The sequence below is a fragment of the Flavobacterium sp. UM26 genome, from assembly GCF_057922445.1.
Window position 1 is genome coordinate 163,498 of the sequence record NZ_JBVHCY010000001.1, and the last position, 17,173, is coordinate 180,670.

A 17,173-nucleotide genomic window follows, 5' to 3' on the forward strand; every position below is an offset into this window, starting at 1 on the left:
AAGGGGTTTAGTATATTTACAGTACAAAAAAATCAAAAATGCGATATTGTTTTTTAAAAATATTCATAGGATTGCTTAGTTTTTTATATTGCAAAACTATTGAAGCCCAAGCACTTCAAGAAACAATCCCTCCTTATAACATTAAAACTGTTTCCTTCATGGACAATGGTCAAAATGTAATTCCGGTTTTTAAATTAGGGGAATCTTTTGAGTTGAATTTTGATGATTTATTTGGGAATGAAGCCAATTACTACTACGAAATCATTCACTGTGATTACAATTGGGTGCCTTCGGATATTCCTAAACAAGAATACTTGAGAGGTCTTGATAACCAAAGAATTATAGATTATACCAATTCTTTCAACTGTCTTCAATTGTATTCGCATTACCAATTAAGTATTCCCAATCAGTTCACACAACTGGCTTTGAGTGGCAACTATATGATCAAAATTTTAAATGAAGACAGAGAAGTTGTTTTTTCAAGAAAGTTTATCATCTACGAAGACCTAGCCTCAGTTCGATTGCAAATTAAAAGAGGTAGAAATTTGAGCACTATCGAGAGCAAACAAAACCTAGATTTTTCTATAACGTCTAAAAGCCTTACATTTCAAAATCCACTTCAAAATGTCAAAGTTTTATTGCTACAAAATCGACAATTCAACACAGGTATCAAAAACATTATTCCGCAATATACCATTGGCAACGAATTAATTTACAAATACGATACTGAAACTCAGTTTTGGGCAGGTAATGAATTCCGTTTTTTTGACAACAAAGAAATCCGAAACGCCTCGAATAATGTGGCCAAGATAAGTTCAAGTGGTGGTATTTACAATAGTTACTTGTTTACAGACGAAGCCAGAGCAAACTTTCCTTATAGCTTTACCCTTGATGCCAACGGGAACTTTGTAGTCCGAAACTTGAATGCCACTAATCAAAAAATTGAGGCCGATTATGCTTGGGTTTATTTCAGTTTATCTGCTCCTAGTTTCCGATTAGACAAAGACATCTATATTAATGGAATGTTCAACAATTATGCACTGACTTCAGAAAACAAGATGGAATACAATGAGAAAAAAAACATTTATGAAAAAGCATTGCTAATCAAACAAGGTTTTACCAACTACCAATATGTTGTTGCAGATACTAAAGGTAAAATTGACCAAGAAAACAGCATTGATGGTAATTTTTATCAAACTGAAAATGAATACGAAGTTATCGTATATTACAGAGAAAACACACAAAGATATGACCGTGTAATTGGCTTTGTAACACTGAATTCGGTTAATATTACGAACTAAATAAAAAAATATTTTCCAATACATTTTTTTGTAATTTTGTCATTATTAAGCACCTACTTTTCGCAATATGGTTTCACAAATAACAAGAGGCATAAAAATATCGGTTTTAACTAGTTTTGAAGGAACTTATTTCAAAAACTACAAAATTCATTTTGCCTTTAGTTACCAAATAACAATTGAAAATCACAGTAAAGATTCTGTTCAACTTACTTCACGCCACTGGGAAATATTTGATTCCCTCAATTACAATGAAGTGGTAGATGGTGAAGGAGTAATCGGTAAAAAACCCGTTTTGAAACCTGGAGAACAACACACCTACAGCTCTGGTTGCTTATTATCCTCGCCTTATGGCGCTATGAAAGGATATTTCAATATGATTAATTTTACTACTACTAAAAATTTCAAAGTTTTTGTGCCTAATTTTAGATTATGCGCTTCATTTGCTTTGAATTAATTTGACTTTTATTCTTTGATTTAGAGTAAAAATTTCATTTTAACTTTGTACTTTTGCATCAAATTATCGGCAGTTGCCGAATCATCATTATTTTCTGTTCAATTATTTAATATAAAAAATATGCTAAAAGGATTTTTTAACGTACCCAAAGCGGTTAACGAACCTGTAAAAGGTTACGCCCCTAACTCCCCAGAAAAAGCAGCAGTTCTTGCAGCATACAAAGCCATGTGGAATTCAAAAATTGATGTTCCTTTATACATTGGTAGCGAAGAAATCAAAACGGGTAATACTAGAAATATGACCGCGCCACACGATCATCAACATGTGGTAGGAACGTATCATTTAGCCGAAAAAACACATGTTGAAAAAGCCATTGCGAGTGCTCTTGAAGCCAGAACAGCATGGGCAAATATGGCATGGGAACAACGTGCAGCTATCTTCTTAAAAGCTGCCGAGTTGATTGCTGGACCATACAGAGCTAAAATCAATGCTGCAACGATGATTGCGCAATCTAAAAATATTCACCAAGCCGAAATTGATGCATCATGTGAGTTGATTGACTTTTTACGTTTTAACGTAGAGTTCATGACTCAAATCTACGCTGACCAACCTAAATCGACTTCTGATATGTGGAACCGATTGGAATACCGTCCGCTAGAAGGATTCATATACGCGATCACTCCATTCAACTTTACGGCTATCGCTGCCAATCTTCCAGCAAGTGCTGCTATGATGGGTAACGTTGTGGTTTGGAAACCTAGTGACAGCCAAGTATTCTCTGCAAAAATCATCATCGATGTATTCAAAGAAGCAGGAGTTCCTGATGGTGTAATCAATGTGGTTTTTGGAGATGCTTTAATGGTTACTGATACGGTTCTAGCAAGTCGCGATTTCGCAGGAGTTCACTTTACAGGTTCAACACATGTATTTAAAGATATCTGGGCAAAAATCGGAGCCAACATTCACCATTACAAAACCTACCCAAGAATTGTAGGAGAAACTGGTGGTAAAGATTTCGTGGTGGCGCATCCAAGTGCTAATGTAAAACAAGTAGCGACAGGAATTGTTCGTGGGGCATTCGAATTCCAAGGTCAAAAATGTTCTGCAGCTTCAAGAGCTTATGTGCCTCAAAGTATGTGGCCAGCCTTAAAAGAACAATTGATTACCGATGTAAAATCAATGAAAATGGGATCTCCAGAAGATTTCAGCAACTTCATTACAGCCGTAATTCACGAAGGTTCTTTTGACAAATTAGCTAGCTATATTGATCAAGCAAAAAAAGATGCAGATGCTGAAATTATTGTTGGAGGAAATTATGATAAATCCGTTGGGTACTTTATCGAACCTACCATTATCGTAACCAGCAATCCAAAGTACACGACTATGGAAACCGAATTATTCGGTCCTGTAATTACCATCTATGTTTACGAAGATGCCAATTGGACAGAAACCTTAAAATTGGTGGACACCACTTCTGAGTACGCTTTAACAGGAGCTATCTTCAGTCAAGACCGTTACGCCATCGAAGAAGCGACAGTTGCTCTTCAAAATGCAGCGGGTAATTTCTACATCAATGATAAACCAACAGGAGCTGTGGTAGGTATGCAACCGTTTGGTGGCGCTAGAGCTTCAGGAACCAACGACAAAGCGGGTTCTGCCTTGAACTTATTGCGTTGGGTTTCGCCAAGAACCATCAAAGAAACGTTTGTAACACCAGAAGATTACAGATATCCATTTTTAGGAGAATAATTTTCTAAACACAACTATTTAAAAACCCCACATAAATCAAAATTGATTTTTGTGGGGTTTGTTGTTTACTCTATTTTAGGAACAGCATCAAAAGGCATTTTGGCCAGCAAAGTCCCGCTGTCCGCTATATCTTGCTTGCCGAACCCCGTCAAGCAAGGATGCCGCTACCATCGGGGTTAAAAGGACAAATAGGTGTGTTTTTGTAAGCAATAAAAATTACACTACAAACTTCAACGGTAAGTGCACTACTTTTTTGGTTTCGAAAAATTCATCCTCAAAAATGTCGGCTAAATTGTATTCTGTAGCCTTCGGAAAATCCTTCAACTCCTCGGTCAAATCCCCTCCTTTTAAATACAAAATACCATTTTTCAATTCGTGTTTGTGTTGCTTTTTGATTTTGGTTTTTACCCAAGAAACAAAATCTGGCATATTGGTCACCGCACGACTCACAATAAAATCAAAATCACCTTTTACATTTTCGGCACGAATTTGTTCAGCTTTTACATTTTTCAATTCCAAAGCTTCTGCAACTGCTTTGACCACTTTTATCTTTTTGGCGATAACATCAATCAAATAAAAACGTGTTTCGGGAAACAAAATCGCCAAAGGAATTCCAGGAAAACCACCTCCAGTCCCCACATCCAAGACATAAGTTCCTGGCTCAAACTTGTTTATTTTAGCAATTCCTAGCGAATGCAAAACGTGTTTAGTGTACAAAGCATCTATATCTTTTCTAGAAATTACATTAATTTTTTCATTCCAATCGTGGTACAAAAAATCCAACTTTGCAAACTGCTCTTTCTGCACATCCGTTAGATTAGGAAAATACTTTAGAATTTCATCCATAGCCTTAAATTTTTAACAAAAGTACTTATTTTAAGGCGGAAATTTTTAACTCAATAATGTATATTCAAAAATTTATAATAGTTACATTTGCAATTATTTAAAAATTCCTATGAATACTACTGCACCTACTTTTTCAAAGCAAGACAATTTAAAATTTTTCAGAACACTTAACTCTCGGGTAAACAATTACTTCAAAGAAAACAACATACAAAAAACAGGAAACTGGAAATTGCATTTAAAAACCATTATCTTATTTACTGTTTTTTTAGCACCTTATTTTATTATTCTAACACTTGACCTTCCGTTTTGGGCTTATTTACTGCTTACAATCGTTATAGGAATTGGAATGGCTGGAGTAGGAATGAACGTAATGCACGACGGTAATCACGGTTCGTATTCTACTAAAAGTTGGGTCAACAAATTTATGGGTGGTTCTATTTACATCCTAGCAGGAAATGTGTACAACTGGCAAGTGCAACATAACGTTTTACACCATACTTACACGAATATTCCTGGACACGACGAAGACTTAGACGCAGGTAGAATTATTCGTTTTACAAAAGAAGCAAAATGGCATAAATTCCACCGTTTTCAACACTACTATTCTATCTTTTTGTACGGTTTATTGACCTTTAATTGGGCCATTACAACCGATTTCAAACAAATGAAGAATTATTTAAAACGCAAATTATCGTATGGCGAGCCTAAAAGCCCAAAAATTCTTTGGACCACATTAATCATTACCAAAATGATTTATGTATCTATTTGGATTGTTTTGCCAATGGTAATTGGCATCACTTGGTGGAAAGTTTTGATTGGCTTTTTTGTAATGCATTATACTGCAGGACTTATCCTAAGTGTTGTTTTCCAACTAGCTCACGTAGTAGAAGAAACCACCAATCCATTACCAAATGAAAACGGAGAAATCGAAAACACTTGGGCTATTCACCAATTGTTTACTACAACCAATTTTGCTCCAAAAAACGCCATCATAAACTGGTATACAGGAGGATTAAATCACCAAATCGAACACCACATTTTCCCAAACATCAGTCATATTCACTACGGAAAAATTGCAAAAATTGTGAAGGAAACCGCTCAAGAATGCAATCTTCCTTACTATGAATACAAAACGATGCGTAGTGCTGTAATTGCACACTTCAGACACTTGAAAGAATTGGGAATGAAACCAGAATTAGCCTAAACTTACTACTGCTAAATTCAACACGAACTAATTACTATTTACTATATAAAATGAATCCACTTTCAGACAGAATTAACAACCTTGCCACTTCGCAAACTTTAGCGATGGCAGCATTAGCAAGAGAATTAAAAGCACAAGGAAAAGATATTATCAGCTTGAGTTTGGGAGAACCTGACTTTAATACGCCTGACTTTATTAAAGAAGCCGCAAAAAAAGCGATAGACGACAACTACAGCACTTATTCTCCAGTTGATGGTTATCAAGATTTAAAAGAGGCCATTTGTAGAAAATTCAAAAGAGATAATGATTTAGATTATAAACCTTCTCAAATTGTAGTTTCTACAGGTGCTAAACAATCGTTGTACAACATTGCTCAAGTAATGTTAAACGATGGTGACGAAGTAATTTTACCAGCGCCTTACTGGGTTTCTTATTATGAAATCATAAAATTATCAGGTGGTGTTCCTGTAGAAGTTCCTACTTCTGTAGAAACCGATTTCAAAATTACACCAGAACAATTAGAAGCAGCTATCACTCCTAAAACAAAAATGATGTGGTTCTCTTCTCCTTGTAACCCATCAGGTTCAGTGTACAACAGAGAAGAATTGACCGCTTTAGCTAAAGTATTAGAAAAGTATCCAAATATTTATGTGGTAGCTGACGAAATCTACGAGCACATCAATTTTTCAGGAACCTTTTGCAGTATTGGATCTATTCCAGGTATGTTAGAAAAAACCATTACAGTAAACGGTGTTGCAAAAGCATTTGCAATGACAGGTTACCGAATTGGATATATTGGAGCACCAGAATTCATTGCAAAAGCCTGTACAAAAATTCAAGGACAAGTAACTTCGGGAGCTAACTCTGTGGCACAAAGAGCTACTATTACCGCTGTTGATGCTGACCCAAGCGTATTGAACCATATGGTTCAGGCTTTCCACAGCCGTAGAGATTTAGTAGTAGGTTTATTAAAAGAGATTCCTGGTATCAAAATCAATGTTCCAGAAGGTGCTTTCTACGTTTTCCCAGATGTATCTTCTTTCTTCGGAAAAACACTTAGAGGAACTGAAATTAAAGACGCTAACGATGTATCGATGTATCTTTTGGCAGAAGCAAATGTTGCTACAGTAACAGGAGACGCTTTTGGAAATCCAAATTGTATTCGTTTTTCTTACGCTACTAGCGAAGCTTTATTAACCGAAGCTTTGAAAAGAATCAAAGACGCTTTGGCTGGATAAACCAAAGTGCTATTGCTATAATAAGCCTCAAGAATTATTTCTTGAGGCTTTTTTTGCTTCATAAAAATTGAATCGCTATTGTATTAGTTTTTAAAAAAAATCCTCTTGAATTAGAAATCTTAAATATTTTATTAGACCTTTGCAGACTTTTTTTTGCGAACACTCGAAAAGCTAAAGTTGTAATAATGAAGAAGAAAATAGAAATACTAGCGCCCGCCAAAGATTTAATTCACGGTATGGCAGCTATCAATGCAGGTGCCGATGCCGTTTATATTGGCGCTCCTCAGTTTGGCGCCCGTTCAAATGCTCATAATTCACTTGAAGATGTGGCAGCTTTAGTGCAATATGCTCATTTGTATTATGCTCAAGTTTTTGTGGTTATTAATACGATTTTGTACGACAACGAATTGGAAACCTGTCGCCAAATGATTTGGGAATTGTATGAAATTGGCGTTGATGCCTTAATCGTTCAAGATATGGCCATTATGGAAATGGACTTACCTCCTATCGTTTTACACGCAAGTACACAAGCCAATAACCGCGACCCTCATAAAATTAAATTCTTAAAAGATGCGGGAATGAAACGCGTGGTTTTGGCTCGTGAATTGAATTTACACCAAATCAAAGAAATTGCCGAAACATCAGATGTTGAACTAGAATTTTTCGTGACTGGAGCACTTTGTGTGTCTTTCAGCGGAAACTGTTATATGAGTGTGGCCAATGGAGAACGTTCTGCCAATCGTGGTTCGTGTGCCCAAAACTGTCGTTTACCCTACAACCTCATCGATGGCAATGGTGAGACTTTAATCAAAAACAGTCACTTACTTTCGATTAAGGATTTTGATGTTTCAGACCAAATACCAAATTTAATTGAAGCTGGAATTTGCTCTTTCAAAATCGAAGGACGATTGAAAGATATCGTTTATGTAAAAAATAACGTTTCGTATTTACGTCAAAAATTAGACGCTTTCTTAGAAGGAGATGGTTATGACAAATACACCAAAGCTTCTTCTGGAACGTGCACTTATACTTTTGATTCCGCTTTGGATAAAACCTTCAATCGTGGCTATACCGATTATTTTGTAAACGAAAGACACCAGTCCATAGGTTCTTGGGAAAGCCCAAAATCAAAAGGACAATACATTGGAAAACTCATTAAAACTGTTGGAAAGGGCTACGAAATCGAAAATGGCGAATTCCTTAATAATGGTGATGGCCTATGTTTCATCAACGAAAACAACGAAGCAGAAGGACTTTACATCAACAAAGTTGAAAACGGTTTAGCGTATCCTAATGTTTTAAAAGACATCAAACCTGGAACTTTCATTTATCGCAACAACGATGCCGCTTTCATCAAATTGGTAGCTCGAGAAGATAGCGCCGTGCGAAAAATTAGCACTAGTTTATTACTCACCGAAAACGAACAAGGCTTCGAACTAATTGCAACCGATGAAGATGGCTATGTAAGCACCGTTACTTTAGTTCATGCCAAAGAACGCACCAAAAACAACGAATCCTTAGCAGAAAATTTCAAAGCCAATCTGGCCAAAACAGGATTCACACCTTATAAAGCTGATGAAATCAACGTAATTTTTTCAGACAATTGGTTCCTTCCGATTTCTAAAATCAACGAAATGCGAAGAACCGTTCTAGAACAATTGTCAGAAATACGATTGAAAAATTACCATCGCGAAGAGCAACAATTGGTAAAAACAGACCATCCTTTTCCAGAAACCAAATTGGATTTCACCTATAATGTTTCGAACAAGCTAGCACGTAAATTCTACGAACGTCACGGCGTTACCGAAATCGAAAAAGCCTTTGAATTGCAATGGGACCCTGGAAAATCACGTGTAATGACCACGAAATATTGCATCAAATATGAGTTGGAACGCTGTCCAAAATACCATCGCGAAAATATGGACAAAAAGGTAAAAGAACCTTTGGTCTTAAAACAAGGCGAATTGGAATACAAACTGAAATTCAATTGCAAACCCTGCGAAATGGAGATTTGGGAAAAAGATGCCGAATTCGAAATTGAAGAAGATCATTTTCATTAAAAGAGTACGGACAGGTTGCGACCTGTCCTTTTTTATTTCTATTTTTGAAAAAAACTAACACTATTTTTATAGCACTTATGAAAAAAATAATTACTCTTTTTGTAGCATTATTCAGTTTTGTGGTTTCCGCCCAAGAAAAAAAAGAAACGCCTAAGAAACAAATTGTAGAGGCTTCTTGCGGGCAATGCCAATTTGGTATGGAAGGAAAAGAGTGCGATTTAGCCGTTCGCATCAACGGAAAATCTTATTTCGTAGACGGTACGCATATCGACCAACACGGAGATGCGCACGCCAAAGACGGTTTTTGTGCAGCCGTTAGAAAAGCTGAAGTAATTGGTGAAATCGTAGACAATCGCTTTAAGGTAACGTATTTCAAATTGTTACCCGAAAAAAAGTAAATGGCATTAATTCTTCAAAATATTGCCAAACACGTGGCCTTAACCCCCGAGGAAGAGGCCTTATTTTTGTCTAAAACAACTACTCAAAAACACAAAGCCAAATCAGTTTTGTTGCACGCAGGAAAAGTGGCTGATAGTACTTATTTTGTCAATTCAGGGATTTTGAGAAGCTTCAATATCAACGACAACATTATCGAACACGTATTGCATTTTGCCTGTGAAGGCTGGTGGATGGGCGACATGTACAGTTACATTTCTGGAAAACCCGGCAATCTTTTTATCGAAGTCCTAGAAGATGCTGAAATAGTTACCATTACCAAAGAAAACCATCAAGAACTCTATAAAGCCATCCCAAAATTGGAACGCTTTTTCAGAATACTCGCCGAGAATTCTTTAGTGACCCATCAAGAACGCTTAATGGATAATTTGAGCTTGACCGCCGAGGAACGCTTTGAAAAGTTCTGCAAAAAATACCCCACTTTAATTCACAAACTCCCCCAAAAACACATCGCATCTTATATTGGCGTAACACCTGAATTCTTTAGTAAAATGAAGAGTAGGTTATTGAAGAAGTGATTAATATCGAAGTTACCTCATGCAAATCCCAACTAAACATCATAACAATTTAAATTTTATCTTCGTGGTTTAAATTTCATGAAACATAAACTACAAAATATCATTTAAGGAAAGAACTAGGTTAGGTACGAGATGCTATTCAGGCGATCTTTAATTGCTCTAGACCAAGCAAAAAACCAGAAAAAGGGGGTTAGCAAGAGGAATTGATGCAAATAAAACAGAATCGAATTTAAATTAACCATCCAAACCCTCAGCACTCAAAACGGCATCCTTTTCGAAACCCTATTCAATAACATACTAATTTACCCTAAATAAAAAATAGAGCAAACCATCAACTAGAACTTTGGAATACAATTAGAAAATTTGAATTGAATGATCCGAGGTCTCGCTCCATTTTCGGATTGAGTAGTAAGAGAAAATGGTTGGACTATAGCATATTCGATGTGTGCTATAGCAAAGTATTACAGCTCATTTTTCCATTGTACAATTATAGCATTTGCTGCAGGAGTATTTAATTTTTTAAGTTCTTCTATGATTTGTAGTTTTTGAGCTTTGCTTATTACGGGTTCTGGTTTTATAAATTCTTCTGCTGTAGCATGAGCAAAAAACAAAGCATCGGTCCAATCGTTTCGTATGCCGTCAATTACCAAATGAATTCTATCTTGAGTCCCTTTATTCGCTACTGAATGTGTAAAATTGGCGTCAATATACCAACATTCTCCTGCATTCATGTGTAGGCGTTCATTGTCTAAAATAAATTCGACTAACGGATTTGTAACGATAGGAATGTGCATTCTAAAACAGCCATCTTCATATCCCAAACAATGATCTTGATGCGGTTTTATTATTGCGCCAGCACTTAGTTTTAATAATCTGACCGCAGTTTTTTTAAACAAAAGCGAATCTATAACATGAGTAAAATAAGGACATTGTGCTAAAATTTCAGTAGGGAGTAATTCGCTTGTAGTTTGGTCAAAGGCATAAATGGCATCTGATTTCCCATTGACAGACAGTAAGGCCATCGATGTCCAAGAACCGTCATAACCATTCTTGTTGTAATGCTTCACCCAACTGTTGTCTAGTATTTGTTGCAAATCGTTTTGTAACTTACTGACATCAAAGGAAAGCCCAAATTTTATATATCGTATTAATGCGTCCATACTTTAATCTCTTAACCATTTAACCATCGTGGGAAATGGTTTTTTATTTTCTATCTCCGCTTGTTCTTTTGTCAAACAAAGCCCAGTCCATTCTAAAAGAGGCAATCCAATATAATTTTGATTGCTATAATTTTCAATGAGCCAAGACGCCTCATTTTTATAACCGTTGGGATGAAAAACAAATTCTGCAGGAAAATTTAAATGAATAAGAGCAGCATAAGACCATAACATAGCGATAATTTCTTCTCCATCAGCAGGCCAGTTGTCAGCCATTTTGGGAGTACCTATATTGTTTCGGTCCTCGCTAGTAGTTACGGCTAGATGACCTGCTTCGTGCAAAATATCGCCGGGATACAATAATTTATTGAAATCTATTTGAACACAATTGGCTCCCAAAGCCAAACCAGGTAGAAAGGTGGTATCATCTAATTCTTTTTCAACCACGGCTATTCCTATTGAATCCAAAAAGTGGAGTACTTTAATTACTTCGGGGGTGTTTTTTAAATTTGTCATTTGTACTATTACTATTCGGATACTAAATGTAATAAAAAAATCAAAAATGCTTGAGCCTATTTACTAAAAAGCAAATTCGAAATCGTAACTTTTTTAGATATATTCTGGCACTAAAAAAACTTTATATTTGTGTCAATTAAAAATAGTAGCTGCCAAAAAACTACGATCATTCAAAACCTCATACTTTTCGAAGTCATTTCGGGTAGTAAGTCGTTTGGCTAGCAACCCCAATCTCATAAACTCATACTAATTGGGTTCTGGACTATCTTCATAATAAAAAGCTTGAGTTTGGTAGACTTCACAAGTCTAAAATCAATAGCTGTACTTACTTTATAAAACTACAACATTTGATATTTCTGGCTCATTTTTTTTCTTAATCTAGGTTAAGTGACTTTTGCTCGCAACGAGCATACCTTTGTATTGTAGTAATCACTAAATTTATACGAAGATGAAAAAATCAGTTTTACATACCGCAGATTCAAGAGGACACGCAAACCACGGATGGTTGAATGCTTATCACAGTTTTAGCTTTGCTAGTTGGTACAACCCCGATAGAATTCAGTTTGGAATGCTTCGCGTTTTGAACGATGACACCATTGCTGCTGGAATGGGTTTTGGTACGCATCCACACGACAATATGGAAATCATCACCATTCCGCTAGAAGGCGATTTGGCACACAAAGACAGTATGGGCAATGCTGCAACTATCAAAACAGGCGATGTACAAGTAATGAGCGCCGGAACGGGTATTCAACACAGTGAATTTAATCCCAATGCGGACCAACAAACCAAGCTGTTTCAAATTTGGTTGTTCCCAAAATACCGCAATGTAGCACCTCGCTACCAACAAATCACTTTGGACGTTAACGAACAAAAAAACAATTTTGCTCAAATTCTATCGCCAAATCCTGACGATGCTGGGGTGTGGATTCATCAAGACGCTTGGTTTTATTTGTCTGATTTTGATGCCGATTTTTCTAAAAAATTAGCTTTACAAAAAGAAGGTAACGGTTTTTACATTATGACTATTGAGGGCGAAATAGAAGTCAACGGAGAACGATTAAGCAAAAGAGATGCCCTTGGAATTTGGGATACTCCAGAAATTGACATCAAGGCCACAACAGCTGCTAAATTTTTGGTGATGGAAATCCCGATGGAACAATAAATAAAGTAGTCAGTCGTCAGCACATAGTATTCAGTAAAAAATTAATTATGAACGAAGTACAAGTAAAAATCAACGATAAAAAAGGGAGTTTTTTTATTGAAATTGAGGGAAAACAAGAAGCAGAAATGACGTTTGTTTTTGCCGGAGAAGACAAAATCATAATTGACCACACGGGTGTAAATCCAGGCAATGAAGGAAAAGGTTTGGGCAAACAACTGGTTGCTCAAGCAGTGACCTATGCTCGAGAAAACAACATAAAAATCATTCCGCTTTGTCCGTTTGCCAAAAAAGTATTCGACAAAACTCCAGAATTTAGAGACGTGCTTTAAAATGGAAAACTTACTAGAAAAAGACGTTCAAGGAAGTATTGGTGCACAAAAATACTTGTGCACCATTTCTTGGCGTAACGGCGAATTACTAATGGATGAACCCGAAACTATTGGAGGACAAGATTTGGGACCTGACCCCTACTCTACTTTATTGGCTTCGCTGGCGGGTTGTACTCTTTCTACCTTGCGAATGTACATTGACCGCAAAGGTTGGCACATTCCCGCAATTCAGATTGCGTTGAATTTATCACAAAATAACGAGTCCGAATTAGAGACTACCATTTCGAGAACCATCACTTTTTCTGAAATCATTACCGAAGCACAAAAAGAACGCTTACTTTTGATAGCCGAGAAATGTCCCGTTTCTAAACTATTAAAAAACAAAGTCAGTATTAACACTCAACTATAAATACTATGGATGCCAAAGATTTAACCAAAGAGTACAGCAATGGCGAGGTAACCATTGTTTGGAAAAACAGCTTATGCAAACACGCTGCCGAATGTGTAAAGAACAATCCCGACGTATTTAAACCCAAAGAAAAACCGTGGATAGTTCCCGAAAATTCGACTACCGAAGCCATCATCAGTACGGTAAAAAAATGTCCTTCGGGAGCATTGACATACTATATGAATAAAGAATAAAATTATTTATTATGAAAAAAATACTAGCCTTTGGCGCATCCTCTAGCGCGACTTCTATCAACAAACAATTGGCTACCTATGCCGCTCATCAATTTGCCAACGCAACCGTTGAAGTTTTGGATTTGAACGACTACGAAATGCCCATTTTCTCAATAGATAAAGAAACCAAAACCGGAATCCCACAATTAGCTCACGATTTTTTTGCCAAACAAGGCAGTGCAGACCTTATTGTCATTTCGTTTGCGGAACACAATGGCGCCTATTCGACTGCTTTCAAAAATATTTTGGATTGGACTTCCCGCATCAACGGTAAAACCTTTCAACAAAAACCCACGCTTTTGCTAGCTACATCACCCGGACCAAGAGGAGGTGCTTCGGTTTTGGAAATGGCCAAAAACAGATTCCCTTTCCAAGGAGCCGATGTTAAAGGTGCTTTTTCACTGCCGAGTTTTGCTACCAATTTTGATGCAGAAAAAGGAATCACCAACGAAGAATTGAAAGCCCAATTGCTAGAAATTATTGCTTCAATAGAGTGAGAAGTGAAAAGTAAAAAGTGATTAGTGATTTTATTTCGTAATCACTTTTTATTTAAAGAAGATTATGAGTTAAATTCACAAATGCACAGCTAATAACCGAAAACTGACAACTCATAACTGATAACTTACAACACCCTCTCAATCGCTTCTATGGCTTTGTAAAAATCAATGGGTTTTACTTCTTCAAAAAAGTCGATTTCGTGGGTATGAGGCAAGAAATCTGAAATAATACGCACAATAAAATCCTGTGGTTGCTTGAGATACATAAAAGTATAGTCTTCCATATTCACCACGGTGCGTTCGGCCAAATTAGTCGTTTTCACAAATTTATCCGAAGTCAACGAAGACAAACAAAGCAAGTTAGTTTTGGGTTCCGTTAAAATAGGTTTGCCGTTTTCGAACAATTGTCCTTCGTAACCATAAAGCGAAGCATTGGTGATTTCTATTGGCATTCCTAATTGTAATTCGGCTGGCAAATTTTCAGGTTTTCCTACGATGGCGGCAAAGCCGATTAGCACACACAAATCGTGCGGAGGCAAATGCATCATGGCTTTGGCGGTGGTTTCTCTTCCCACACCTGAGATCATGATTTGGTAGTCATTTTGTAAAGATGGAAAGCGTTGCAAGGCATTTTGCACTTTCTCGGCTTCGATTTCCATTGGGGTAAGTAGGATAACTTTCATTTTTTTATTTTTTTTCGGGATGTTGGCTAATCAAGCCCTTTCTTGCCTTCTAGCCCCGGTAGTAGCGGCATCCTTTGTGGCCGGGGTTCGGCCGCAAAGATACAGCGGATGACGGGACTTTGCCTATAAAAAAGCCCTTTCTTTCTGCTCCTAAAAAGGATTACTGTAACTTTCGAATGACCCGCGCGGGATTGCCTACAGCCAGCGAATGAGGCGGAATATTCTTGGTCACCACCGAGCCGGCGCCAATCGTGCAACCGTCGCCAATGGTCACTCCAGGGCAAATCACGGTATTGCCGCCAATCCAGCAATCATCGCCAATCGTGACGGGTTTAGATACCTCGAAAGTGCGTCTCTCTACGATGTCCAAAGGATGCGAGGCAGCATAAATATGCACGCCTGGTCCAAAAAACACGTTGTTACCAATGGTGATTTTCATCGTATCGAGCACCACACAATTGAGGTTGAAATACACATTTTCGCCCGTGTGAATGTTGTACCCATAGTCGCAATGAAACGGCGGTTCTATATACAAACGCTTGTGGGCATTGGGCAGCAATTGCTTGAAAAGCCCGCGTGTTTTGCCGTTTACGATATACTCGGCATTGATTTGTTGGAGCATTTTCTTGGCCCACAATCGCTCTTGCACCAACTGTTTGTCATTGCTAAGATAGGATTCGCCAGCGAGCATTTTTTCTTTTTCAGAAGGCATACCTTTGAAGTTATTGAATTTAAAATTAAAATGATTTGGGCGTGCCCCGAAGTCTCGTTGAAAAAAACGAGACTTCGGGTCGCGCTGTACGTTCCCGCTTTTTTCCCTTCAATTGCCTATGGTTAAACCATAGACAATTGAAGGGAAAAAAGAGCTCCACTGCCATCGCTCACGCAAAAAACGTCCTCGTAAAGATAAACAATCCATCATTTCACTAAAGGTTCAGTAAAGAAATTCAACTTCAAAAGAGCATTTTGCCAAAAAACACTATTTTTGTTACCCAATTGGTTTACGAAACGACCAATTTTTTAAACATTTAAACTAAAAAAAATGAAAGCATACGTTTTTCCAGGTCAAGGCGCACAGTTCACAGGAATGGGCAAAGACTTATATGAGAACTCTCCTCTAGCCAAAGAATTATTCGAAAAAGCCAACGAAATTTTAGGTTTCCGCATTACCGATATTATGTTTGAAGGTACCGCAGAACAACTAAAAGAAACCAAAGTAACACAACCTGCGGTGTTTTTACACTCGGTTATTTTGGCTAAAACTTTAGAAAATTTCGAACCAGAAATGGTGGCTGGACACTCTTTGGGTGAATTTTCTGCCTTGGTAGCCAATGGCGCATTATCTTTTGAAGACGGATTGAAATTAGTTTCTCAAAGAGCTTTGGCAATGCAAAAAGCTTGCGAAATCACTCCTTCTACGATGGCAGCCGTTTTGAACCTAGACGACAAAATAGTAGAAGACATTTGCGCTTCTATTGATGGAGTTGTAGTTGCCGCAAACTATAACTGTCCTGGACAATTGGTGATTTCTGGTGAATACAAAGCCGTAGAATTGGCTTGCGAAAAAATGAAAGAAGCAGGTGCCAAAAGAGCCTTGATTTTACCTGTTGGTGGCGCTTTTCATTCTCCAATGATGGAGCCAGCTAGAGAAGAATTAGCCGCAGCTATCGAAGCGACTACTTTTGCTACTCCAATTTGTCCTGTGTACCAAAACGTAACAGCAAGTGCGGTTTCTGACCCTAACGAAATCAAGAAAAACTTAATCATTCAGTTGACTGCTCCAGTAAAATGGACACAATCCGTGCAACAAATGATTGCCGATGGAGCAACACTATTTACCGAAGTAGGTCCTGGAAAAGTATTGACCGGACTAATTGGAAAAATCAATAAAGAAGCCGCTACTGCAAATGCTTAAAAATTTGAGATAGCAGATTGCAGCATTTAGGTAGCAATTCTTATCAAGAGAATCCTCATAAACGTAAAGTTTGTGGGGATTTTTTGTTTACCTTTAGTTCTCAAAAAAATAACAACCCATAAAACCCAATTGATTATGAGAAAAGTAATTTTAGGATTGGCATTTTTAGCTGTAGTAAGCGTTTCTTGTAAAGAAGAAACCAAAGAAAAATTAGATGAAGCCAAAGAGGCTGTAACCACCGAAGTAGAAGAAAAAATAGATACTGCCACCGTAAAAGTAGAAAAAGCAGTAGATACTCTACAGGCCAAAACGAGTAAAGTCCTCGAAAAAGGCGCTGAAAAACTAGACAAAGCCGCTGACAAAATGAAAGAAGCTGCTAAAAAGTAACAAAAAAGCCGAATCTC

Annotated in this window: 20 protein-coding genes; 15 read left to right on the top strand and 5 right to left on the bottom strand. The window is 37.3% G+C overall.

The window, feature by feature from the left end; translation table 11 throughout:
- The first annotated feature begins 38 nt into the window (after positions 1-38).
- From ACZ1AQ_RS00710 to pruA, 3 genes are all read left to right on the top strand, one after another.
- On the top strand, positions 39-1,301 hold the full coding sequence (locus ACZ1AQ_RS00710; RefSeq protein ID WP_489631050.1) for a type IX secretion system plug protein: 1,263 nt from the start codon (positions 39-41) through the stop codon (positions 1,299-1,301).
- Positions 1,302-1,368: 67 nt separating this feature from the next.
- Entirely contained in the window at positions 1,369-1,755 is a 387-nt protein-coding gene (gene apaG, locus ACZ1AQ_RS00715; RefSeq protein ID WP_489631051.1) for a Co2+/Mg2+ efflux protein ApaG, read from the top strand.
- Between the two features lie 120 nt (positions 1,756-1,875).
- Complete coding sequence (gene pruA / locus ACZ1AQ_RS00720; RefSeq protein ID WP_489631052.1) at positions 1,876-3,504, top strand: L-glutamate gamma-semialdehyde dehydrogenase; 1,629 nt, start codon at positions 1,876-1,878, stop codon at positions 3,502-3,504.
- A 216-nt stretch (positions 3,505-3,720) separates the two neighbouring features.
- Here pruA and rsmG read toward each other — a convergent pair whose 3' ends face one another.
- Entirely contained in the window at positions 3,721-4,350 is a 630-nt protein-coding gene (gene rsmG, locus ACZ1AQ_RS00725; RefSeq protein WP_315141585.1) for a 16S rRNA (guanine(527)-N(7))-methyltransferase RsmG, read from the bottom strand.
- A 109-nt stretch (positions 4,351-4,459) separates the two neighbouring features.
- Here rsmG and ACZ1AQ_RS00730 point away from each other — a divergent pair, with 109 nt between their 5' ends.
- From ACZ1AQ_RS00730 to ACZ1AQ_RS00750, 5 genes are all read left to right on the top strand, one after another.
- Positions 4,460-5,554 carry a fatty acid desaturase family protein gene (locus ACZ1AQ_RS00730; protein ID WP_489631053.1) on the top strand — a complete coding sequence of 365 codons (1,095 nt, stop codon included), beginning with the start codon at positions 4,460-4,462 and terminating at the stop codon, positions 5,552-5,554.
- Between the two features lie 50 nt (positions 5,555-5,604).
- A complete protein-coding gene (locus tag ACZ1AQ_RS00735; RefSeq protein WP_489631054.1) occupies positions 5,605-6,792 on the top strand; it encodes a pyridoxal phosphate-dependent aminotransferase in 1,188 nt (395 codons plus the stop codon).
- Between the two features lie 185 nt (positions 6,793-6,977).
- The gene (locus ACZ1AQ_RS00740; RefSeq protein ID WP_489631055.1) at positions 6,978-8,852 is read left to right on the top strand and encodes a peptidase U32 family protein; all 1,875 of its coding nucleotides are present in this window, start codon (positions 6,978-6,980) and stop codon (positions 8,850-8,852) included.
- A gap of 77 nt (positions 8,853-8,929) precedes the next feature.
- Positions 8,930-9,250, top strand: coding sequence for a DUF6370 family protein (locus ACZ1AQ_RS00745; protein ID WP_489631056.1), 321 nt, complete (start codon positions 8,930-8,932; stop codon positions 9,248-9,250).
- Positions 9,251-9,826, top strand: coding sequence for a Crp/Fnr family transcriptional regulator (locus tag ACZ1AQ_RS00750; RefSeq protein WP_489631057.1), 576 nt, complete (start codon positions 9,251-9,253; stop codon positions 9,824-9,826).
- Between the two features lie 461 nt (positions 9,827-10,287).
- On the opposite strand, the gene ACZ1AQ_RS00755 is transcribed toward ACZ1AQ_RS00750, so the two are convergent.
- Positions 10,288-10,986 (bottom strand): aspartyl/asparaginyl beta-hydroxylase domain-containing protein, encoded by a 699-nt coding sequence (locus ACZ1AQ_RS00755; protein ID WP_489631058.1) that lies wholly within the window; start codon positions 10,984-10,986, stop codon positions 10,288-10,290.
- A 3-nt stretch (positions 10,987-10,989) separates the two neighbouring features.
- Positions 10,990-11,499 (bottom strand): hypothetical protein, encoded by a 510-nt coding sequence (locus ACZ1AQ_RS00760; RefSeq protein WP_489631059.1) that lies wholly within the window; start codon positions 11,497-11,499, stop codon positions 10,990-10,992.
- Between the two features lie 448 nt (positions 11,500-11,947).
- On the opposite strand from ACZ1AQ_RS00760, the gene ACZ1AQ_RS00765 reads away from it, so the two are divergent.
- From ACZ1AQ_RS00765 to ACZ1AQ_RS00785, 5 genes are read left to right on the top strand one after another with little or no spacing between them, the layout of a single operon-like run.
- The gene (locus tag ACZ1AQ_RS00765) at positions 11,948-12,664 is read left to right on the top strand and encodes a pirin family protein (protein WP_489631060.1); all 717 of its coding nucleotides are present in this window, start codon (positions 11,948-11,950) and stop codon (positions 12,662-12,664) included.
- A gap of 47 nt (positions 12,665-12,711) precedes the next feature.
- Positions 12,712-12,993 carry a GNAT family N-acetyltransferase gene (locus ACZ1AQ_RS00770; RefSeq protein WP_489631061.1) on the top strand — a complete coding sequence of 94 codons (282 nt, stop codon included), beginning with the start codon at positions 12,712-12,714 and terminating at the stop codon, positions 12,991-12,993.
- Position 12,994: 1 nt separating this feature from the next.
- Positions 12,995-13,402, top strand: a complete 408-nt coding sequence (locus tag ACZ1AQ_RS00775; protein ID WP_489631062.1) for an OsmC family protein — start codon at positions 12,995-12,997, stop codon at positions 13,400-13,402.
- A gap of 5 nt (positions 13,403-13,407) precedes the next feature.
- Positions 13,408-13,635, top strand: coding sequence for a (4Fe-4S)-binding protein (locus tag ACZ1AQ_RS00780; RefSeq protein ID WP_489631063.1), 228 nt, complete (start codon positions 13,408-13,410; stop codon positions 13,633-13,635).
- 11 nt (positions 13,636-13,646) lie between these two features.
- The gene (locus ACZ1AQ_RS00785) at positions 13,647-14,171 is read left to right on the top strand and encodes an NADPH-dependent FMN reductase (RefSeq protein ID WP_489631064.1); all 525 of its coding nucleotides are present in this window, start codon (positions 13,647-13,649) and stop codon (positions 14,169-14,171) included.
- 125 nt (positions 14,172-14,296) lie between these two features.
- On the opposite strand, the gene ACZ1AQ_RS00790 is transcribed toward ACZ1AQ_RS00785, so the two are convergent.
- The gene (locus tag ACZ1AQ_RS00790) at positions 14,297-14,854 is read right to left on the bottom strand and encodes a hypothetical protein (RefSeq protein WP_489631065.1); all 558 of its coding nucleotides are present in this window, start codon (positions 14,852-14,854) and stop codon (positions 14,297-14,299) included.
- 160 nt (positions 14,855-15,014) lie between these two features.
- A complete protein-coding gene (locus ACZ1AQ_RS00795; protein WP_489631066.1) occupies positions 15,015-15,566 on the bottom strand; it encodes a sugar O-acetyltransferase in 552 nt (183 codons plus the stop codon).
- Between the two features lie 330 nt (positions 15,567-15,896).
- On the opposite strand from ACZ1AQ_RS00795, the gene fabD reads away from it, so the two are divergent.
- The gene (fabD, locus tag ACZ1AQ_RS00800) at positions 15,897-16,769 is read left to right on the top strand and encodes an ACP S-malonyltransferase (RefSeq protein WP_298298439.1); all 873 of its coding nucleotides are present in this window, start codon (positions 15,897-15,899) and stop codon (positions 16,767-16,769) included.
- 135 nt (positions 16,770-16,904) lie between these two features.
- Positions 16,905-17,156 (top strand): hypothetical protein, encoded by a 252-nt coding sequence (locus ACZ1AQ_RS00805; RefSeq protein ID WP_489631067.1) that lies wholly within the window; start codon positions 16,905-16,907, stop codon positions 17,154-17,156.
- The last annotated feature ends 17 nt before the right edge of the window (positions 17,157-17,173 follow it).

Bases quoted from the DNA above. Each gene is read 5' to 3' on its own strand.
- ACZ1AQ_RS00740 (WP_489631055.1), top strand. From the start codon at position 6,978: ATGAAGAAGAAAATAGAAATACTAGCGCCCGCCAAAGATTTAATTCAC.
- ACZ1AQ_RS00765 (WP_489631060.1), top strand. From the start codon at position 11,948: ATGAAAAAATCAGTTTTACATACCGCAGATTCAAGAGGACACGCAAAC.
- ACZ1AQ_RS00785 (WP_489631064.1), top strand. From the start codon at position 13,647: ATGAAAAAAATACTAGCCTTTGGCGCATCCTCTAGCGCGACTTCTATC.
- ACZ1AQ_RS00750 (WP_489631057.1), top strand. From the start codon at position 9,251: ATGGCATTAATTCTTCAAAATATTGCCAAACACGTGGCCTTAACCCCC.
- ACZ1AQ_RS00745 (WP_489631056.1), top strand. From the start codon at position 8,930: ATGAAAAAAATAATTACTCTTTTTGTAGCATTATTCAGTTTTGTGGTT.
- ACZ1AQ_RS00795 (WP_489631066.1), bottom strand. From the start codon at position 15,566: ATGCCTTCTGAAAAAGAAAAAATGCTCGCTGGCGAATCCTATCTTAGC.
- ACZ1AQ_RS00735 (WP_489631054.1), top strand. From the start codon at position 5,605: ATGAATCCACTTTCAGACAGAATTAACAACCTTGCCACTTCGCAAACT.
- ACZ1AQ_RS00775 (WP_489631062.1), top strand. From the start codon at position 12,995: ATGGAAAACTTACTAGAAAAAGACGTTCAAGGAAGTATTGGTGCACAA.
- ACZ1AQ_RS00760 (WP_489631059.1), bottom strand. From the start codon at position 11,499: ATGACAAATTTAAAAAACACCCCCGAAGTAATTAAAGTACTCCACTTT.
- ACZ1AQ_RS00755 (WP_489631058.1), bottom strand. From the start codon at position 10,986: ATGGACGCATTAATACGATATATAAAATTTGGGCTTTCCTTTGATGTC.
- ACZ1AQ_RS00780 (WP_489631063.1), top strand. From the start codon at position 13,408: ATGGATGCCAAAGATTTAACCAAAGAGTACAGCAATGGCGAGGTAACC.
- pruA (WP_489631052.1), top strand. From the start codon at position 1,876: ATGCTAAAAGGATTTTTTAACGTACCCAAAGCGGTTAACGAACCTGTA.
- fabD (WP_298298439.1), top strand. From the start codon at position 15,897: ATGAAAGCATACGTTTTTCCAGGTCAAGGCGCACAGTTCACAGGAATG.
- ACZ1AQ_RS00710 (WP_489631050.1), top strand. From the start codon at position 39: ATGCGATATTGTTTTTTAAAAATATTCATAGGATTGCTTAGTTTTTTA.
- apaG (WP_489631051.1), top strand. From the start codon at position 1,369: ATGGTTTCACAAATAACAAGAGGCATAAAAATATCGGTTTTAACTAGT.
- ACZ1AQ_RS00805 (WP_489631067.1), top strand. From the start codon at position 16,905: ATGAGAAAAGTAATTTTAGGATTGGCATTTTTAGCTGTAGTAAGCGTT.
- ACZ1AQ_RS00790 (WP_489631065.1), bottom strand. From the start codon at position 14,854: ATGAAAGTTATCCTACTTACCCCAATGGAAATCGAAGCCGAGAAAGTG.
- rsmG (WP_315141585.1), bottom strand. From the start codon at position 4,350: ATGGATGAAATTCTAAAGTATTTTCCTAATCTAACGGATGTGCAGAAA.
- ACZ1AQ_RS00730 (WP_489631053.1), top strand. From the start codon at position 4,460: ATGAATACTACTGCACCTACTTTTTCAAAGCAAGACAATTTAAAATTT.
- ACZ1AQ_RS00770 (WP_489631061.1), top strand. From the start codon at position 12,712: ATGAACGAAGTACAAGTAAAAATCAACGATAAAAAAGGGAGTTTTTTT.